The organism is Polaromonas sp. AER18D-145 (assembly GCF_002379095.1).
In the GTDB taxonomy this organism is placed as follows: Bacteria; Pseudomonadota; Gammaproteobacteria; order Burkholderiales; family Burkholderiaceae_C; genus Polaromonas.
The window spans coordinates 1-12,834 of sequence record NZ_NBZV01000048.1 but is presented as its reverse complement, the minus strand read 5'-3'; the positions used below and the strand labels follow the sequence as shown (position 1 = coordinate 12,834).

Sequence of the window (12,834 nt, the reverse complement as noted above, 5' to 3'; positions counted from 1 at the left end):
TGCCGCAACCCTGTCCGACATGGGAATCACAAAGGACCAGTCAAGCAATTGGCAAACCCTAGCCGCCATGAGCGACGAACACTTTGAGGCCACGGTAGAGGCTGCCAAAGACACGTCGGGCGAACTCGCTGAGAACGAATTCCGCAAGGACTTCACGCCATCGGAGCGTGTGGCTATTGGCGAGGCGATTGAAGTCGAACTTGGACAACAGGCCGAGAAGCGCATGAAGGCTGGCGTACAAAGCCCTCCGGAAAATTTTCCGGAGGGTAAGGGTGACACCCGCGACCTAGTAGCCAAGGCTACCGGCTTCGGCAAGTGGTGACCCCGCGCGCGCGAGGTACTTGGAAAAGTGCAGTCGTGTCTATCGACCGCACTACAGCCCGTGAGATTGTGCTGATGTGTCGCGGCCGATGAACAGGAATAGAACCAGCTTGCTGGGGGAACAAACGGGGGTAAGTTTGTTCCACCGAACGCCGAAATCTAGCACTGGCGCGGCTTAGAAACAACACTTCGATTCCCATCACCCTCCACATCTTCCCACCCCGGCCCCCGGCCGGGGCACCTCTCACGCGGCGACCGCCGGACTGTCAACCACCACCGCGCCTAGGGTGAAGTAAAACGTCGCCCCCTGCCCTTCGGCAGCCTCGGCCCAGACCCGGCCCCCATGCCGGTCAATGACGCGCTTGACGGTGGCCAGCCCGATGCCGGTACCGGCGTAGTCCGTGGAGGAATGCAGCCGCTGGAAGGTTCCAAACAACTTGTCGGCGTAGGCCATGTCGAAGCCGGCGCCGTTGTCCCTGACGAAATAGATGGCCTCGCCGTCCCCGCCGGTGTTGCAGCCCAGATCGATGCGCGCCAACGGCTGCAGGGACGTGAACTTCCACGCATTGCCCAGCAGGTTCTGGATCACCACGGACAGCAGGAGCGGATCGCCAAGCGCCAACAGGTTCTCCTGGATGTGGATATCCACCTCGCGCTCCGGTTCCCGCTCCTGGCACGCCTGAACCACCTGCGTGGCGATCCTTGCCAGATCCACCGTCCCGGCGCGCAACGGGTCCCGCGACAGCTTGGCGAGTGAAAGCAGTCCTTCGATCAGCTCACCCATCTGACGGGTGCCGGCGCGGATGCGGCTGAGGTAATGCTTTCCCTTTTCGCCCACTTTGTCCGATGCCATGCGCTCCATCAGCTGGCTGAATCCGTCGATGGTGTTGAGCGGGGAGCGCAGGTCGTGTGATACGGAATACGAAAACGCTTCGAGTTCGCGGTTGACGGCCTCGAGTTGCGAGGTGCGCTGCCGCACCCGCTCCTCCAGTTCGGCATTGAGGCGCAGGATGCTTTCCTGGGCCTGCTTGCGTTCGGTGATGTCCTGGGTCGAGCCGTGAAGCCGGATGATATGCCCGCCGTCATCGCGCACCACTTCGCCAATCACCCTGACCCAGACCCGGCGTTCGCTGCCAACGATGATTTCCATTTCTTCATCAAAGGGCGTTCCGCTGTCGATACATGCTTCGACAACCGCTTCCATCTTCCCGCGCCACTCAGGCACCACATAAAACTGCAGCGCTTCCTGCAGGGAGGGCGTGGTTCCGGGCGGCACCTCATGGATTTTGCAGACTTCGTCGGACCAGATCACATGATCCGAGGGCAGTTCCAGCATCCAGCCGCCTATCCGCGCGGTGCGCCCTGCAATCCTGAGCAAGGCGTCGCTCTGGTGCAGCTTGTCCTGGATAGCCCGGCGTTCCGTGATGTCTTCGGTCACCGAGATGATGTGTGTGGCCTCCCCCGACGCAGACCGCACCATGGACACCGTGGAATGAACCCACACGGCGGAGCCATCCTTTTTCACATACCGTTTTTCTTCCGAGAAGCTCTCCAGCTCGCCGGCCAGCATCCGGTCCCTCTGCGCGGCGTAGCGGACCCGGTCGTCGGGGTGGGTCAACGCGCGGGTGTCCATGGCCTGCAACTCTGCCTCGGAGTAGCCCACGATGGCGTAATAGGCCGGATTGGCCATCAGGAAGCGTCCGTCGGGCGTGTTCATCACGATGCCTGTTGCAGCGGTTCCGAACATCAGCTGAACCATGTCCTGGCTGACCTTGAGCTGCTGCTGCGCCTCAGTCCGCCGCAACACCTCGGTCTGCAGCTGCCGGGTGCGCTCACGAACACTGCGGCGCATTTGCAGGTTCCAGAGAAGCACCAGGGCCAGCAGGGTGACGACGCCAAAGCCGGCACCGGTCAGCCATCGCACCAGGGAAGGATGCAAGCCCGTCTGCGGTTCGAACATCAGCCCCGCCAGGGAGTAGTCCGCCTTGACCATGCCCAGGCTCACCAGCGTCCGCGCGATGGACTCCAGCCGCCCGGGGTTCAGATGCCCGATCTCCACCAGGTCGGGCAGTACCAGGGGCCGCATCTGCATCGCCTCGCCCAGCAGCGCCTCGCGGGTCAGTCCCCGTTGCCGGACACCTTTCATGCCCGTGATCAGATCGGCGATTTCCTGTTCGTGGGTGAAGGCATATACCCAACCCTTGCGGGTGGCACGCAGGAATGCGGCCGTACGTTCAGGGGCTTTCGCTGCCTGGGCCTCGGTCGTGAAGAGGATGTCGCCATAAAAATCAACACCATAGTCCAGGCTGCGCATGGTCGCAGGCGCCACGCCCTGGGCGCGAAGCATGGCAGGTTCCACCGTCGAATAGGCCGACACGGCGTCCACCCTGCCCTCGATCAGGTCCTCGAGCTTCCAGGACTGCGGGAGAATGTTGACGCGCTGGGGGTCAATGCCCTCGCGCTTGAGCATGGCACGCAGCTGGATGCTGCCCTGACCCTCGGAGAGCATGACCCTGGCGCCAACCAGGTCGCTGGGAGCGCGAAGACGGCGGTCCGCCCGGCTCATGAGGACGTAAGGCGAGTGCTGAAATATCGCCGCCAGCGCCACCAGAGGCTGCCCGTTGATGCGGTTGATCAGCAGGTCCGAGTCGCCAATACCGTAATGCGCGTCGCCTTTGAGAACCGTGGCAATCACCGGCCGGTTTGCACCGCCCTCGCGAATCGTGACGTCCAGGCCTTCCTCGCGGTAAAACCCCTTGGCCTGGGCAGCGTAATAACCGGCAAACTGGAACTGGTGCAGCCACTTGAGCTGCAGGGTGACGCGCTCGGGTGCTTTGGTGTCGGGTGCGGCATGGGCCGAACCTGCGCATGAGAACCAAAGCGCAATGACCGCAAAAATCGCCGCTCCAGCCACCGACCGCCCCACCGGATTCAGCAAGGACTTGGGCAAGCGGCGCGAGCAAAACATCGTGAATTCAGTCTAGCATGCGCATGTCTTTTTTCGGGGGAAAGTACGACGCCCGGCACCTCGCGCCATGCTCTTTTTTTGATAGCTACTCCCGCAGGAATAGAGCGCGCTCCAGCCATGAATGCCATATTCCGGCATCTGACCGTGCAGGCCGGTGGCCAGCCAATGCCAAGTTGCGCGCCACCAGCCTCCGGAGCGACGCGTCCCAGCCTGAAGAGGTGGCAGGGGAAAGCTTGTCATTGCCTCCAGACGGCGCGAACGCCGCATGAAGGCGGAATAGCCGCTCAGAGCAATTTGCAGCCGGTCTTGGCCTGCAGGGCTTCGAGGGTGACCCCGGGTGCCAGTTCAACCACTTTCAGGCCCTGCTGCGTGACGTCCATCACGGCCAGATCGGTGATGATGCGGTCCACCACACCAACCCCGGTCAGGGGCAAGGTGCATTTTTCGAGGATTTTCAGGTCTTCCGTGCCGTCTTTCTTCTTCGCGACATGCTCCATCAGGATGATGACCCGCTTGACGCCGGCCACCAGGTCCATGGCGCCGCCCATGCCCTTGATCATCTTGCCCGGAATCATCCAGTTGGCCAGGTCGCCGTGTTCGCTGACCTGCATGGCCCCCAGGATGCTGAGGTTGATCTTGCCGCCGCGGATCATGGCGAAGCTGTCGTGGCTACCGAAAATCGATGAGCCCTTGATGGGGGTCACGGTCTGCTTGCCGGCGTTGATCAGGTCGGCATCCACCTCGTCCTCGTACGGAAACGGACCAATGCCCAGCATGCCGTTCTCGCTTTGCAGCCACACCTCGATGTGGTCGGGCACGAAGTTGGCCACCAGCGTCGGGATGCCGATGCCGAGGTTCACATAAAAACCGTCTTCGAGTTCCTGCGCCGCGCGCGCGGCCATTTGATCCTGGGTCCATGCCATGTTCGTGCTCCTCAAACTTTACGGTCGCGGGTGGTGCGCTTTTCAATGCGCTTCTCGGGCGTGGGGTTGTGCACGATGCGGTGCACATAGATGCCGGGCAGGTGGATGTCGTCGGGCGCCAGCTCGCCGGTGGCGACGATGCGCTCCACCTCCACGATGCAGACCCTGCCCGCCATGGCGGCGGCCGGGTTGAAGTTGCGCGCCGTCAGGTTGAAGCGCAGGTTGCCCGAGCGGTCAGCGATGTCGGCCTTGACCAGCGCCACATCAGGCACCAGCGAGCGTTCCATCAGATAGGTTTCGCCATCGAACTCGCGCAGTTCCTTGCCTTCGGCGACGAGGGTGCCGACACCGGTTTTCGTGAAAAATGCAGGGATGCCCGCGCCGCCCGCGCGCAGCTTCTCGGCCAGTGTGCCTTGCGGCGTGAACTCCAGCTCCAGCTCGCCGGCCAGGTACTGGCGCTCGAACTCCTTGTTCTCGCCCACATAGCTGGAAATCATTTTTTTGATCTGCCGTGTCTCGAGCAGCTTGCCCAGGCCGAAGCCATCCACACCGGCATTGTTGGAGATCACGGTCAGGTTTTTGACCTGGCTGGCTTTCAGCGCTTCGATCAGGGCCTCGGGAATGCCGCACAGGCCAAAACCACCGACAGCCATCAGCTGACCGTCCTTGACGATACCCTTCAGGGCCTCGTCAGCGGAGGGGAAAAGTTTATTCACAAAAATCTCCTGCAGAGCTTCAACACGAACTTCAAAAGCCTTACGATACTACCTATCCACGTACGTAGTTATCCCTAAAGTCAAACCCGCACGCCCGGCTCACCTGCACCACCATGGACATTGACTACCGCCTGGCATTTGATATGGCCCCCGTGGGTCTGGTGCTTTCGCGCAACCGGGCCATTGTGGACTGCAACCAGCATCTGTGCGAGATGTTCGGGGCCACGCGCGAGCAGCTCACCGGCCAGTCGTTCCAGATCCTCTACCCGAGCGCGGACGAATATGAGCGCATAGGCGCGCGCATGCTGCCCATCCTCAATGCCAAGGGGCACTACGCCGACGACCGCATCATGAAACGCGTGGACGGTCGCCTCAAGGGCGAGACCTTCTGGTGCCATGTCACGGGGCGCGCGCTGAACCGGGCCGCACCGCACGAGTCCGGCATCTGGACCTTCGAGGATCTCAGTTCACGCCGGCCCGTCAAGGCCGAACTCACCGCGCGCGAACGCGAGGTCGCGGCGCACCTGATGGACGGCCTGACATCCAAGGAAATCGGCCGCGCCCTCGTCATCAGCCACCGCACGGTGGAGATCTACCGCGCCCGCCTGATGCGCAAGTACAAGGCATCCACGACCGCCGACCTGGTGCACAAGCTGATGGCGGGTTGAACCAGTCACTCCTCTATTGATAGCGCTTTGCGTTTGCCTGCAAAGGGCTGACGGCCTTTTTGGCCCTTATTTTCCTAAATCATCACCCTGGAAACCCGCAGAGGTCTTTCCTCCAGCTTGTCCTGTTCGGGGCCGCCGTCCGTCACGCCCAACTGGTCGAACGGCAGCGCCTGCTTGACCAGCACCACGGTGCACGGCGCCGCCATGGCGACCCGGATGGGCACCGTGGCCAGTAGCCGCTGCATTTGCAGCCCGTGGGTGGCCGCGCCCATCACGATCATGCTGACCTGGTTGCCTTGCGCATAACGCAGCAGGGCCTGGGCGACGTCACCGTTTTCGAGAATGTGGAAGGAGACGGTCTGGCCGCCCAGGTCCAGCGGCTGGGCCCACTGCTGCAACATGCCGAGGTAGCGCCGGTGCACCGTGGTCTCACTGGAGGCGCTATCGTGGCCCGGCGTTTCACCGGGGTCAATCACACTCACGCAGGCCAGCCGGGCACCGGGCACGGTACCGAGGGCACGCGACACCGCCCCGCGCAGGGAGTACAGGGTGGCATCACTCACGTCACGGTTGGGAACGGCCACCATGATGATGGGCACCTCGTCAATCTGCCGTGACGGCAATGCGCTGGGCTGGTAGTGCATGCCGGCGGCGCGCACCCAGCGTTTCAGGTGCGCCCAAAACCCGGTGGCCCGGACGCGGCACCCGAGCTCGGTCACCTGCACCTGCTGCGGATGGGACAGGTCGAAGGCCAGGTGCGCGGCGGATGCGTAACGCCGCGCGGCCTCCGGTTCCAGGCAGCGCAGGACCACTTGCTGCAGCCATTCGGGAAGCTCCGGGCGCCACTTGCGCGGCGGCACCGGGTCCATCCACAGGCGCTGGCGCAGTCCGCCGGTGGTTTGCGGATTACCAAAAGGAAGCTCACGCGTGGCCAGCTCGTACAGCATGACACCGATGGCAAAAATGTCGCTGCGCGGGTCACCGCGCATGCCCACCACCTGCTCGGGCGCCATCCAGGTGGGCGATCCCACGGCGGGGCGCAACTCCTCGGCCAGCAGGTCCGGGTAGTGGGCGTGGCAGGACAGGCCGAAGTCGAGCAGCACCGCCAGGCCGTCCGGCCGGATCAGCACATTGGCCGGCTTGAGGTCCAGGTGGCAGACGTCCTGCAGGTGCAGGCTGTGCGCGGCCTGCGCCACGGCCGCGCCGAGCCGGGCGATTTCTTCAGCCGGCAGCGGTGCGGGGTTGTCGTCCAGCTGCTGCTGCAGGGTGCGCCCGGTCACCTGTTCCATGACCAGGTAAGGCAGCTTCGCCAGGTCGCCGGCGGCCACCAGGCGCGGCACGTGCGGCCCGGTGAGCACGGACAGGATTTGCCGCTCCACTTCGAACCCGACGATGTTCTCCGCGCCGTCGCCCTCGGTCATGCGCGGCACCTTCATGACCATGGGAAATGGCTCGCGCTGCGCAGCGCCCGCATAAGCGACCTGGTAGATGTGGGCCATGCCGCCGGCATGCAGGCAATCGCCGACCTCGAACCCGTCAATCACCGTGCCCGGGTCCAGCAGCTTCACAAGCCCTGCTCCAGCCGTTTCGCAAAAACCTCCGGCAGCCCCACGGCCCGGATATCGGCCGCCGCCGCGAGATGGTCATAAGCGACCCGGTGAAAGGTCAGTTCGGCGCGGACCGCATCAAAAATTGCATACATCGCGTCGGTGTCCCCATCACGCGGCTGTCCGACCGAGCCCACGGTGGCAATCCAGCGGCGATGGGGCGGTACCGGAATGGCGGCGCCCGACGTCGGCGCAAAACGCAAGAGGCGCTGGCTCGCACCCCGGAAATAAAGGGTCTGCTGGTGCACGTGGCCGCCAAAAACATAACGCACGCGCGTGTCCGTGCAGGCCGCATGGAGGCTGGCCTCGGCCCGGTGCCCGCTGTCGACATACAGCCAGCGCTGCGGCGCGTCGGCGCTGGCATGCACCAGAAACATGGCGCCGTCGGTGGCGGTCAGCGGCAGGCCGGCCAGGAAATCCAGGTCGGCGGGCGCCAGTTGCGAGCGCGTCCACGCCGCCCCACCCGCGTCCATCGTGCCGGCCTGGCCCTGCGGAGCCACCGCCAAGGCGTCATGGTTGCCTTGCAGGACAATGGCGCCGTCCTGCGCCAGCTCGCGCACCTTGCGCACCACCTGGACAGGTTGCGCTCCGTAACCCACCAGATCGCCGAGCACGGCGAAACGCTGCGCCCCCTGGGCGGCAGCGTGCTCCATGCAGGCGTCCAGCGCGCGCAGGTTGGCATGAATGTCGGACAGCAGGGCAATTTTCATCGGTCGTTGCGCACATCATCACCCGTAAACCTGATGCCAGGCTTGCATCGGCAACCGGACGGCATGGGGCCGCCTCCATGCCTGAGGGCGGCTACACTCACCGGCCAGATTGCTATCATATTAATAGCTAATTGCGCATGCAATCATTGGGCTGGAGGCCAAAAACACTTCAAAACAGAAAGTGGTCCAAAAATGCACCGGTAGCCCACGCTGGCTGGCTGCCCGCTCAGAGGGCGCCCGAACCGGGCTCGCGGCGGATGGACTCGCGTGAACGGTGGTCACGCAGCTTGTCCAGCGTGTGTTCAAGTACCCGCTTGAGTTTCTCGCTCGCGCCCCGGAAGGCTTCGTCCTGGCTGGAGGCGTGGTGGTTGACGGCCAGCGGCTCGTGGTGCGCAAGCCGCGCCTCGATCATGCAGCGCTTGTGGTCGATGCTGACCTTGTCGCTGTTTTCGTCGCTCATGTGCACCTCGATGCGGGTGATGTCGTCCTTGAAGCGGCTCAGCGACTCGTTGAGTTCCGTACTCGCCCACCGCTCAAACGACTCACCGGTATGGATGGTGTGGTTGGAGTTGACTTGAACTTGCATGTCGTTTTTCCTTTCTGGGTCGGCAAGGTTCGGCGTGAAGGCCGGGCTGCCATGAAGTCACACGACGGCGACTGAAAATTCATTGTGCGCCCTGCCCGCCTGATGGCGTGTAGTCCGCATTCCCCCGCCCAAGTAGGGTGACTGAAAACCCGCAACGTTTCGCAGCACCGTCTGCCGGCAACAGTCGGTCTTTCTGCCCGCAGGCACGGCGGAAAATCGGGCGCGCACCGTTGAAAGCATCATCATGAAAAACGGACCCCGAAGGGCCCGTCTTTCACTCACCAGCCAGGCTGGATCATTTTTCGCCGGAAGCGATCTCACCTTTCTTGAGGGCGGCAGCGGCCGCGGCTTTGCGCTTGGCTCGGGCCGCAGTACGCTCCTGCTTGGTGGCCGCCTTGGCGGTGCCGACACCTTTTTCCTCGGCTGCGCGCGGCGCGACGGGCTTGGCGGCAACAGCGGCGCCTTCCGCTTTGCGACCAGCCTTGGCAGTGGCTTTTTCCGCGGGCGTCGCCTTGGGCATGGTCTGGCCCTTGGATTGTTCGGCGTCGGCTTCACCCACTTTGGTCTGGGCGAAGGCACTCACGGCCAACATCTGTGCGAGAACGAGGCTCAGGGGAAGCAACAGTTTTTTCATGAGAAATCTCCCGGATGGTTGATGAACGATAAATTTAAGTATTTCATGCTACCGATATTCCGAACTTGAGCTTTATCAACTGGACAGCTTGAACCAGAACCCCCCACTGCGGGGCTTGCGGCTTGCAGCCTAAGGTGCCGTCTGCTGCCGCTGGTACTCCTTGCGTTTCATCTCGAGGTAGGCGGCACGGTCGACTTCATACAGCTGGCGGGCAAATTTCTGGGTCGCCGAGAACCAGCCCTCCAAGCCTTTCTCGAAGCGTTGCGGTGGCGGCACCGACAGCGCATCAAGGTAGGACTCAATCGCAAGGTAGTAACGCATCGTGTTGCGCTCCACCACGCCGCGCACCCCGCCGATGAGTGGCGGCGGCTCGCCGGACGAAGCCGCTGCGGTCGGTGTGAACCCGACCTTTCCGCGGCCAAGGGTCGCCAGATACAGCTGCATGGCGACACGACCCGCGCGCCCATAGGCGAACGAGTACCGCATATGTATGAAGCTTTGCCCCTGCGCGATCGGGACGGCCTCGAGCAGGATCTTGTAATCATGCGTATCCAGCGGTCCATCCGCCGCTTCGAGTTCGACCGCCAGATAGTCCGGATCTACCGCGACCGGGCGGTACGAGAAAAGAACCGTGGACGCTTCGAGCAAAGGCCGGTCATGCTTGCGACCGATCCGCACATCCAGCTGGGTGCTTCCCCCGGCCGGCTTGGCACGGCAAAACTTGATGTTCAGATGCAGGATCAGCATGTCACACCAGTGCCTGGGGTCGCTCAGCTCGGCGCTGACCGTCCCGAACGGGTGCTTGACCAGGGCGTACACATCACCTTCCAGCTGCTCGGCACTTTCCGTCGATGCCAAGTACAAGGGACCCTGAAATTGATTGCTGGCAAGTTGAGGACCCAAGGCCACATGCTTGGCACGCAAAGCCGCAGGCCCAAGCGCCTGCGAGCCGCCGGCGCCCCAGACAGGTATAAACAGCCCCAGCCAGAGCGGCAACACAAGGGCGTGGCGGGCGACCCGCTGGATGGCATGGAAAAACCACATCATGCGAGCCATTATGGGCAACCGTTTCGCCATGGACTTCGCGGCAGATCATGAGTTGTGAAGCTAATGCATCCCGACCTGCCGCCCCGTTCTTCTACTTGCCGTCGATCACCTCGGCAGCGGTGCGGAAGGCATCCACCGCCGTGGGCACACCGCAATAAACGGCGGCATGCAGCAACACCTCCTGAATTTCCGCAGACGTTGCGCCGTTGTTGAGCGCCCCGCGCACGTGCGCCTTGAGTTCATGCTGCTTGCCGAGCGCCGTGAGCATGGCCACGGTGATCAGGCTCCGTGTCTTGCGCTCCAGACCCGGCCGCTGCCAGACATCGCCCCAGGCTTTGGCGGTGATGTGTTCCTGAATAGGACGGGTGAAATCGGTGACATTGGCGAAAGCATGGGTTACAAAATCTTCGCCCATCACCTGCTTGCGGGTGGCGAGGCCTTTGTCGAATTGGGATTCCATGGGTTGTGTGCTCCTGGGCAAATCACCAGCATAGCCGCTGACTCCCCATAAGCCTGCGCCTATCGCGGCCTTGAGCAATGACTATGGACTTGCCATTGCTCTTTAAATAGTCAAGAGCGAAAATAAACGAACAATCAATAGCATAAAACTATTAATTGACCAACACCTTGTCGCCTGCGCCGACAAGGCCAGCCCCATTGACCCGAAGGAACGCATCATGACCAAATTAACCACCGCCGCCGGCGCACCGGTCCCCGACAACCAGAACACCATGACCGCCGGCCCGCGCGGCCCGGTGCTGCTGCAGGACGTCTGGCACCTTGAAAAGCTGGCGCATTTTGCCCGCGAAGTGATTCCAGAGCGACGCATGCATGCCAAGGGTTCGGGTGCCTTCGGCACCTTCACCGTGACGCACGACATCACGAAATACACCAAAGCCAAAATCTTCTCCGCCATCGGCAAAAAGACGGACCTGGCGATCCGTTTTTCCACGGTAGCGGGTGAGCGCGGTGCCGCTGACGCCGAGCGCGACATCCGTGGTTTTGCCATGAAGTTTTATACCGAAGAGGGCAACTGGGACCTGGTCGGCAACAACACGCCGGTGTTCTTTTTGCGCGATCCGCTGAAGTTTCCCGACCTGAACCGCGCCGTCAAGCGCGACCCACGCACCAACATGCGCAGCGCCGAAAACAACTGGGACTTCTGGACCCTGCTGCCCGAAGCCCTGCACCAGGTCACCATCGTCATGAGCGACCGCGGCCTGCCCAAGTCCTACCGCCACATGCACGGCTTCGGCAGCCACACCTTCAGCTTGCTGAATGCGCAAAACGAGCGCTTCTGGGTCAAGTTCCACCTGCCCACGCAGCAGGGCATTGAAAACCTGACTGATGCCGAAGCCGAAGCCCTGGTCGGCAAGGACCGCGAAAGCGCGCAGAACGATCTGCTCAACGCCATCGACAACAAGGACTTTCCGCGCTGGAAGCTGCAGATCCAGGTCATGCCAGAAAAAGACGCGGCGACCTACCACCTGAACCCGTTCGACCTGACCAAGGTCTGGCCGCACAAGGACTACCCGCTGATCGACGTGGGGGTGCTGGAACTCAACCGCAACGCCGAAAACTACTTTGCCGAAATCGAGCAGCTCGCCTTCAACCCGGCCAACGTGGTGCCGGGCATCAGCTTCTCACCCGACAAGATGCTGCAGTCGCGCCTGTTCTCCTACGGTGATGCACAGCGCTACCGCCTGGGTGTGAACCACCACCAGATCCCGGTGAACGCGCCAAAATGCCCCTTCCACAGCAACCATCGCGATGGTGCCATGCGCGTCGACAGCAACAATGGTGCAGAGATCGGCTACGAGCCCAACAGCAAAGGCGCATTGCAGGAGCAGCCGGATTTTGCCGAGCCGCCGCTGTCGATTGAGGGCGCAGCCGACCACTGGAACCACCGCGTCGACGAGGACTACTACTCGCAGCCGGGTAACCTGTTCCGGCTGATGACACCGGCGCAGCAACAAGTGCTGTTCGAAAATACCGCCCGCTCGGTCGGCGGTGCATCAAAGGCCATCCAGGAACGGCATATTGCCAATTGCACCAAGGCCGACCCGGCTTATGGCGCGGGTGTGGCGAAGGCACTGGAGGCCCTGGCGAAGGGTGCGGCGTCGCCTACGCCGAATCCTGTGGTCTGAGCTTTTGAACCGCGGGCCTTACGCCGCGACTCGGGATCATTCGGGACAGCAGGATCTGACTCCCCACTCCCACCCCTAGCCCCTTGCTCCCTCGCCCCGCTGGGCGATGGAGGGGGACTTCATTTGGCCGCGTGTGCTGCGCTCGCGTGTATGAATGACTGGCGCGTATGGGTTCGACGATGACGCGCTCTGCGCGTCATCGTCTTCCCGCATTTCTCTTCGTTCCCCCAACCCGTTTGGCTGGGCCGAGCAGCGCAGATGGAGGCGGGATCAGGGCCGCAGTTGTCCGAGCGCAGCGAGTTCTGCGGACCCCCGCCGCAATCGAGCAGCGCAGGTTGCCTGGAGCGAAGCGGAAGGACCCAGACCATCGGGTCGCCTTTTCTTTTGCTTCCTTTCTTTTGGCGACTGTATGGACTGGACACATACGAAACAGGTGTTCGGAGACATAGGAAACACTTCTTCAGCGCCATTGGCGCAAGGAGAAGCACATGCCCTGGCAACCGAGAG

Annotated in this window: 12 protein-coding genes; 4 read left to right on the top strand and 8 right to left on the bottom strand. The window is 62.6% G+C overall.

The genetic code is table 11. From position 1 onward, the window contains the following. Nucleotides 1–67: 67 nt before the first annotated feature. Nucleotides 68–322: a hypothetical protein gene (locus B7G52_RS23420; protein ID WP_141397498.1), complete on the top strand. Its 255-nt coding sequence runs from the start codon at nucleotides 68–70 to the stop codon at nucleotides 320–322. Nucleotides 323–565: 243 nt separating this feature from the next. Here B7G52_RS23420 and B7G52_RS19200 read toward each other — a convergent pair whose 3' ends face one another. The 3 genes from B7G52_RS19200 to B7G52_RS19190 all read right to left on the bottom strand — a co-directional run bounded on the left by B7G52_RS19200 (nucleotide 566) and on the right by B7G52_RS19190 (nucleotide 4,928). Then, nucleotides 566–3,271 (bottom strand): ABC transporter substrate-binding protein, encoded by a 2,706-nt coding sequence (locus tag B7G52_RS19200; protein WP_205853091.1) that lies wholly within the window; start codon nucleotides 3,269–3,271, stop codon nucleotides 566–568. A gap of 302 nt (nucleotides 3,272–3,573) precedes the next feature. Next, complete coding sequence (locus tag B7G52_RS19195) at nucleotides 3,574–4,212, bottom strand: CoA transferase subunit B (RefSeq protein ID WP_096699130.1); 639 nt, start codon at nucleotides 4,210–4,212, stop codon at nucleotides 3,574–3,576. An 11-nt stretch (nucleotides 4,213–4,223) separates the two neighbouring features. Beyond that, nucleotides 4,224–4,928: a CoA transferase subunit A gene (locus tag B7G52_RS19190; RefSeq protein ID WP_096699129.1), complete on the bottom strand. Its 705-nt coding sequence runs from the start codon at nucleotides 4,926–4,928 to the stop codon at nucleotides 4,224–4,226. A gap of 113 nt (nucleotides 4,929–5,041) precedes the next feature. On the opposite strand from B7G52_RS19190, the gene B7G52_RS19185 reads away from it, so the two are divergent. Continuing rightward, nucleotides 5,042–5,596, top strand: coding sequence for a PAS and helix-turn-helix domain-containing protein (locus B7G52_RS19185; RefSeq protein WP_096699128.1), 555 nt, complete (start codon nucleotides 5,042–5,044; stop codon nucleotides 5,594–5,596). A 74-nt stretch (nucleotides 5,597–5,670) separates the two neighbouring features. Here the strand turns inward: B7G52_RS19185 and B7G52_RS19180 are convergent, their stop codons facing one another. From B7G52_RS19180 to B7G52_RS19170, 3 genes are all read right to left on the bottom strand, one after another. Then, nucleotides 5,671–7,164 carry a bifunctional serine/threonine-protein kinase/universal stress protein gene (locus B7G52_RS19180; RefSeq protein ID WP_096699127.1) on the bottom strand — a complete coding sequence of 498 codons (1,494 nt, stop codon included), beginning with the start codon at nucleotides 7,162–7,164 and terminating at the stop codon, nucleotides 5,671–5,673. Beyond that, nucleotides 7,161–7,913 (bottom strand): metallophosphoesterase, encoded by a 753-nt coding sequence (locus tag B7G52_RS19175; RefSeq protein ID WP_096699126.1) that lies wholly within the window; start codon nucleotides 7,911–7,913, stop codon nucleotides 7,161–7,163. The genes B7G52_RS19180 and B7G52_RS19175 overlap by 4 nt, the downstream gene beginning before the upstream one ends. 226 nt (nucleotides 7,914–8,139) lie before the next feature. After that, on the bottom strand, nucleotides 8,140–8,499 hold the full coding sequence (locus B7G52_RS19170; protein ID WP_096699125.1) for an HPF/RaiA family ribosome-associated protein: 360 nt from the start codon (nucleotides 8,497–8,499) through the stop codon (nucleotides 8,140–8,142). Between the two features lie 244 nt (nucleotides 8,500–8,743). Here B7G52_RS19170 and B7G52_RS23850 point away from each other — a divergent pair, with 244 nt between their 5' ends. Next, nucleotides 8,744–9,202, top strand: coding sequence for a hypothetical protein (locus B7G52_RS23850; RefSeq protein WP_205853090.1), 459 nt, complete (start codon nucleotides 8,744–8,746; stop codon nucleotides 9,200–9,202). Nucleotides 9,203–9,262: 60 nt separating this feature from the next. Here the strand turns inward: B7G52_RS23850 and B7G52_RS19160 are convergent, their stop codons facing one another. Both B7G52_RS19160 and B7G52_RS19155 read right to left on the bottom strand, forming a co-directional pair. Next, the gene (locus B7G52_RS19160; RefSeq protein WP_240523533.1) at nucleotides 9,263–10,180 is read right to left on the bottom strand and encodes a hypothetical protein; all 918 of its coding nucleotides are present in this window, start codon (nucleotides 10,178–10,180) and stop codon (nucleotides 9,263–9,265) included. A gap of 91 nt (nucleotides 10,181–10,271) precedes the next feature. Further along, nucleotides 10,272–10,640 carry a carboxymuconolactone decarboxylase family protein gene (locus tag B7G52_RS19155; RefSeq protein WP_096699123.1) on the bottom strand — a complete coding sequence of 123 codons (369 nt, stop codon included), beginning with the start codon at nucleotides 10,638–10,640 and terminating at the stop codon, nucleotides 10,272–10,274. Nucleotides 10,641–10,857: 217 nt separating this feature from the next. On the opposite strand from B7G52_RS19155, the gene B7G52_RS19150 reads away from it, so the two are divergent. Beyond that, a complete protein-coding gene (locus B7G52_RS19150) occupies nucleotides 10,858–12,327 on the top strand; it encodes a catalase (protein WP_096699122.1) in 1,470 nt (489 codons plus the stop codon). Nucleotides 12,328–12,834 lie beyond the last annotated feature (507 nt).

Coding starts and splice junctions, on each gene's coding strand:
- B7G52_RS23420 (WP_141397498.1), top strand. CDS start 68: ATGAGCGACGAACACTTTGAGGCCACGGTAGAGGCTGCCAAAGACACG.
- B7G52_RS19195 (WP_096699130.1), bottom strand. CDS start 4,212: ATGGCATGGACCCAGGATCAAATGGCCGCGCGCGCGGCGCAGGAACTC.
- B7G52_RS19185 (WP_096699128.1), top strand. CDS start 5,042: ATGGACATTGACTACCGCCTGGCATTTGATATGGCCCCCGTGGGTCTG.
- B7G52_RS19175 (WP_096699126.1), bottom strand. CDS start 7,913: ATGAAAATTGCCCTGCTGTCCGACATTCATGCCAACCTGCGCGCGCTG.
- B7G52_RS19170 (WP_096699125.1), bottom strand. CDS start 8,499: ATGCAAGTTCAAGTCAACTCCAACCACACCATCCATACCGGTGAGTCG.
- B7G52_RS23850 (WP_205853090.1), top strand. CDS start 8,744: ATGAAAAACGGACCCCGAAGGGCCCGTCTTTCACTCACCAGCCAGGCT.
- B7G52_RS19160 (WP_240523533.1), bottom strand. CDS start 10,180: ATGATGTGGTTTTTCCATGCCATCCAGCGGGTCGCCCGCCACGCCCTT.
- B7G52_RS19155 (WP_096699123.1), bottom strand. CDS start 10,640: ATGGAATCCCAATTCGACAAAGGCCTCGCCACCCGCAAGCAGGTGATG.
- B7G52_RS19150 (WP_096699122.1), top strand. CDS start 10,858: ATGACCAAATTAACCACCGCCGCCGGCGCACCGGTCCCCGACAACCAG.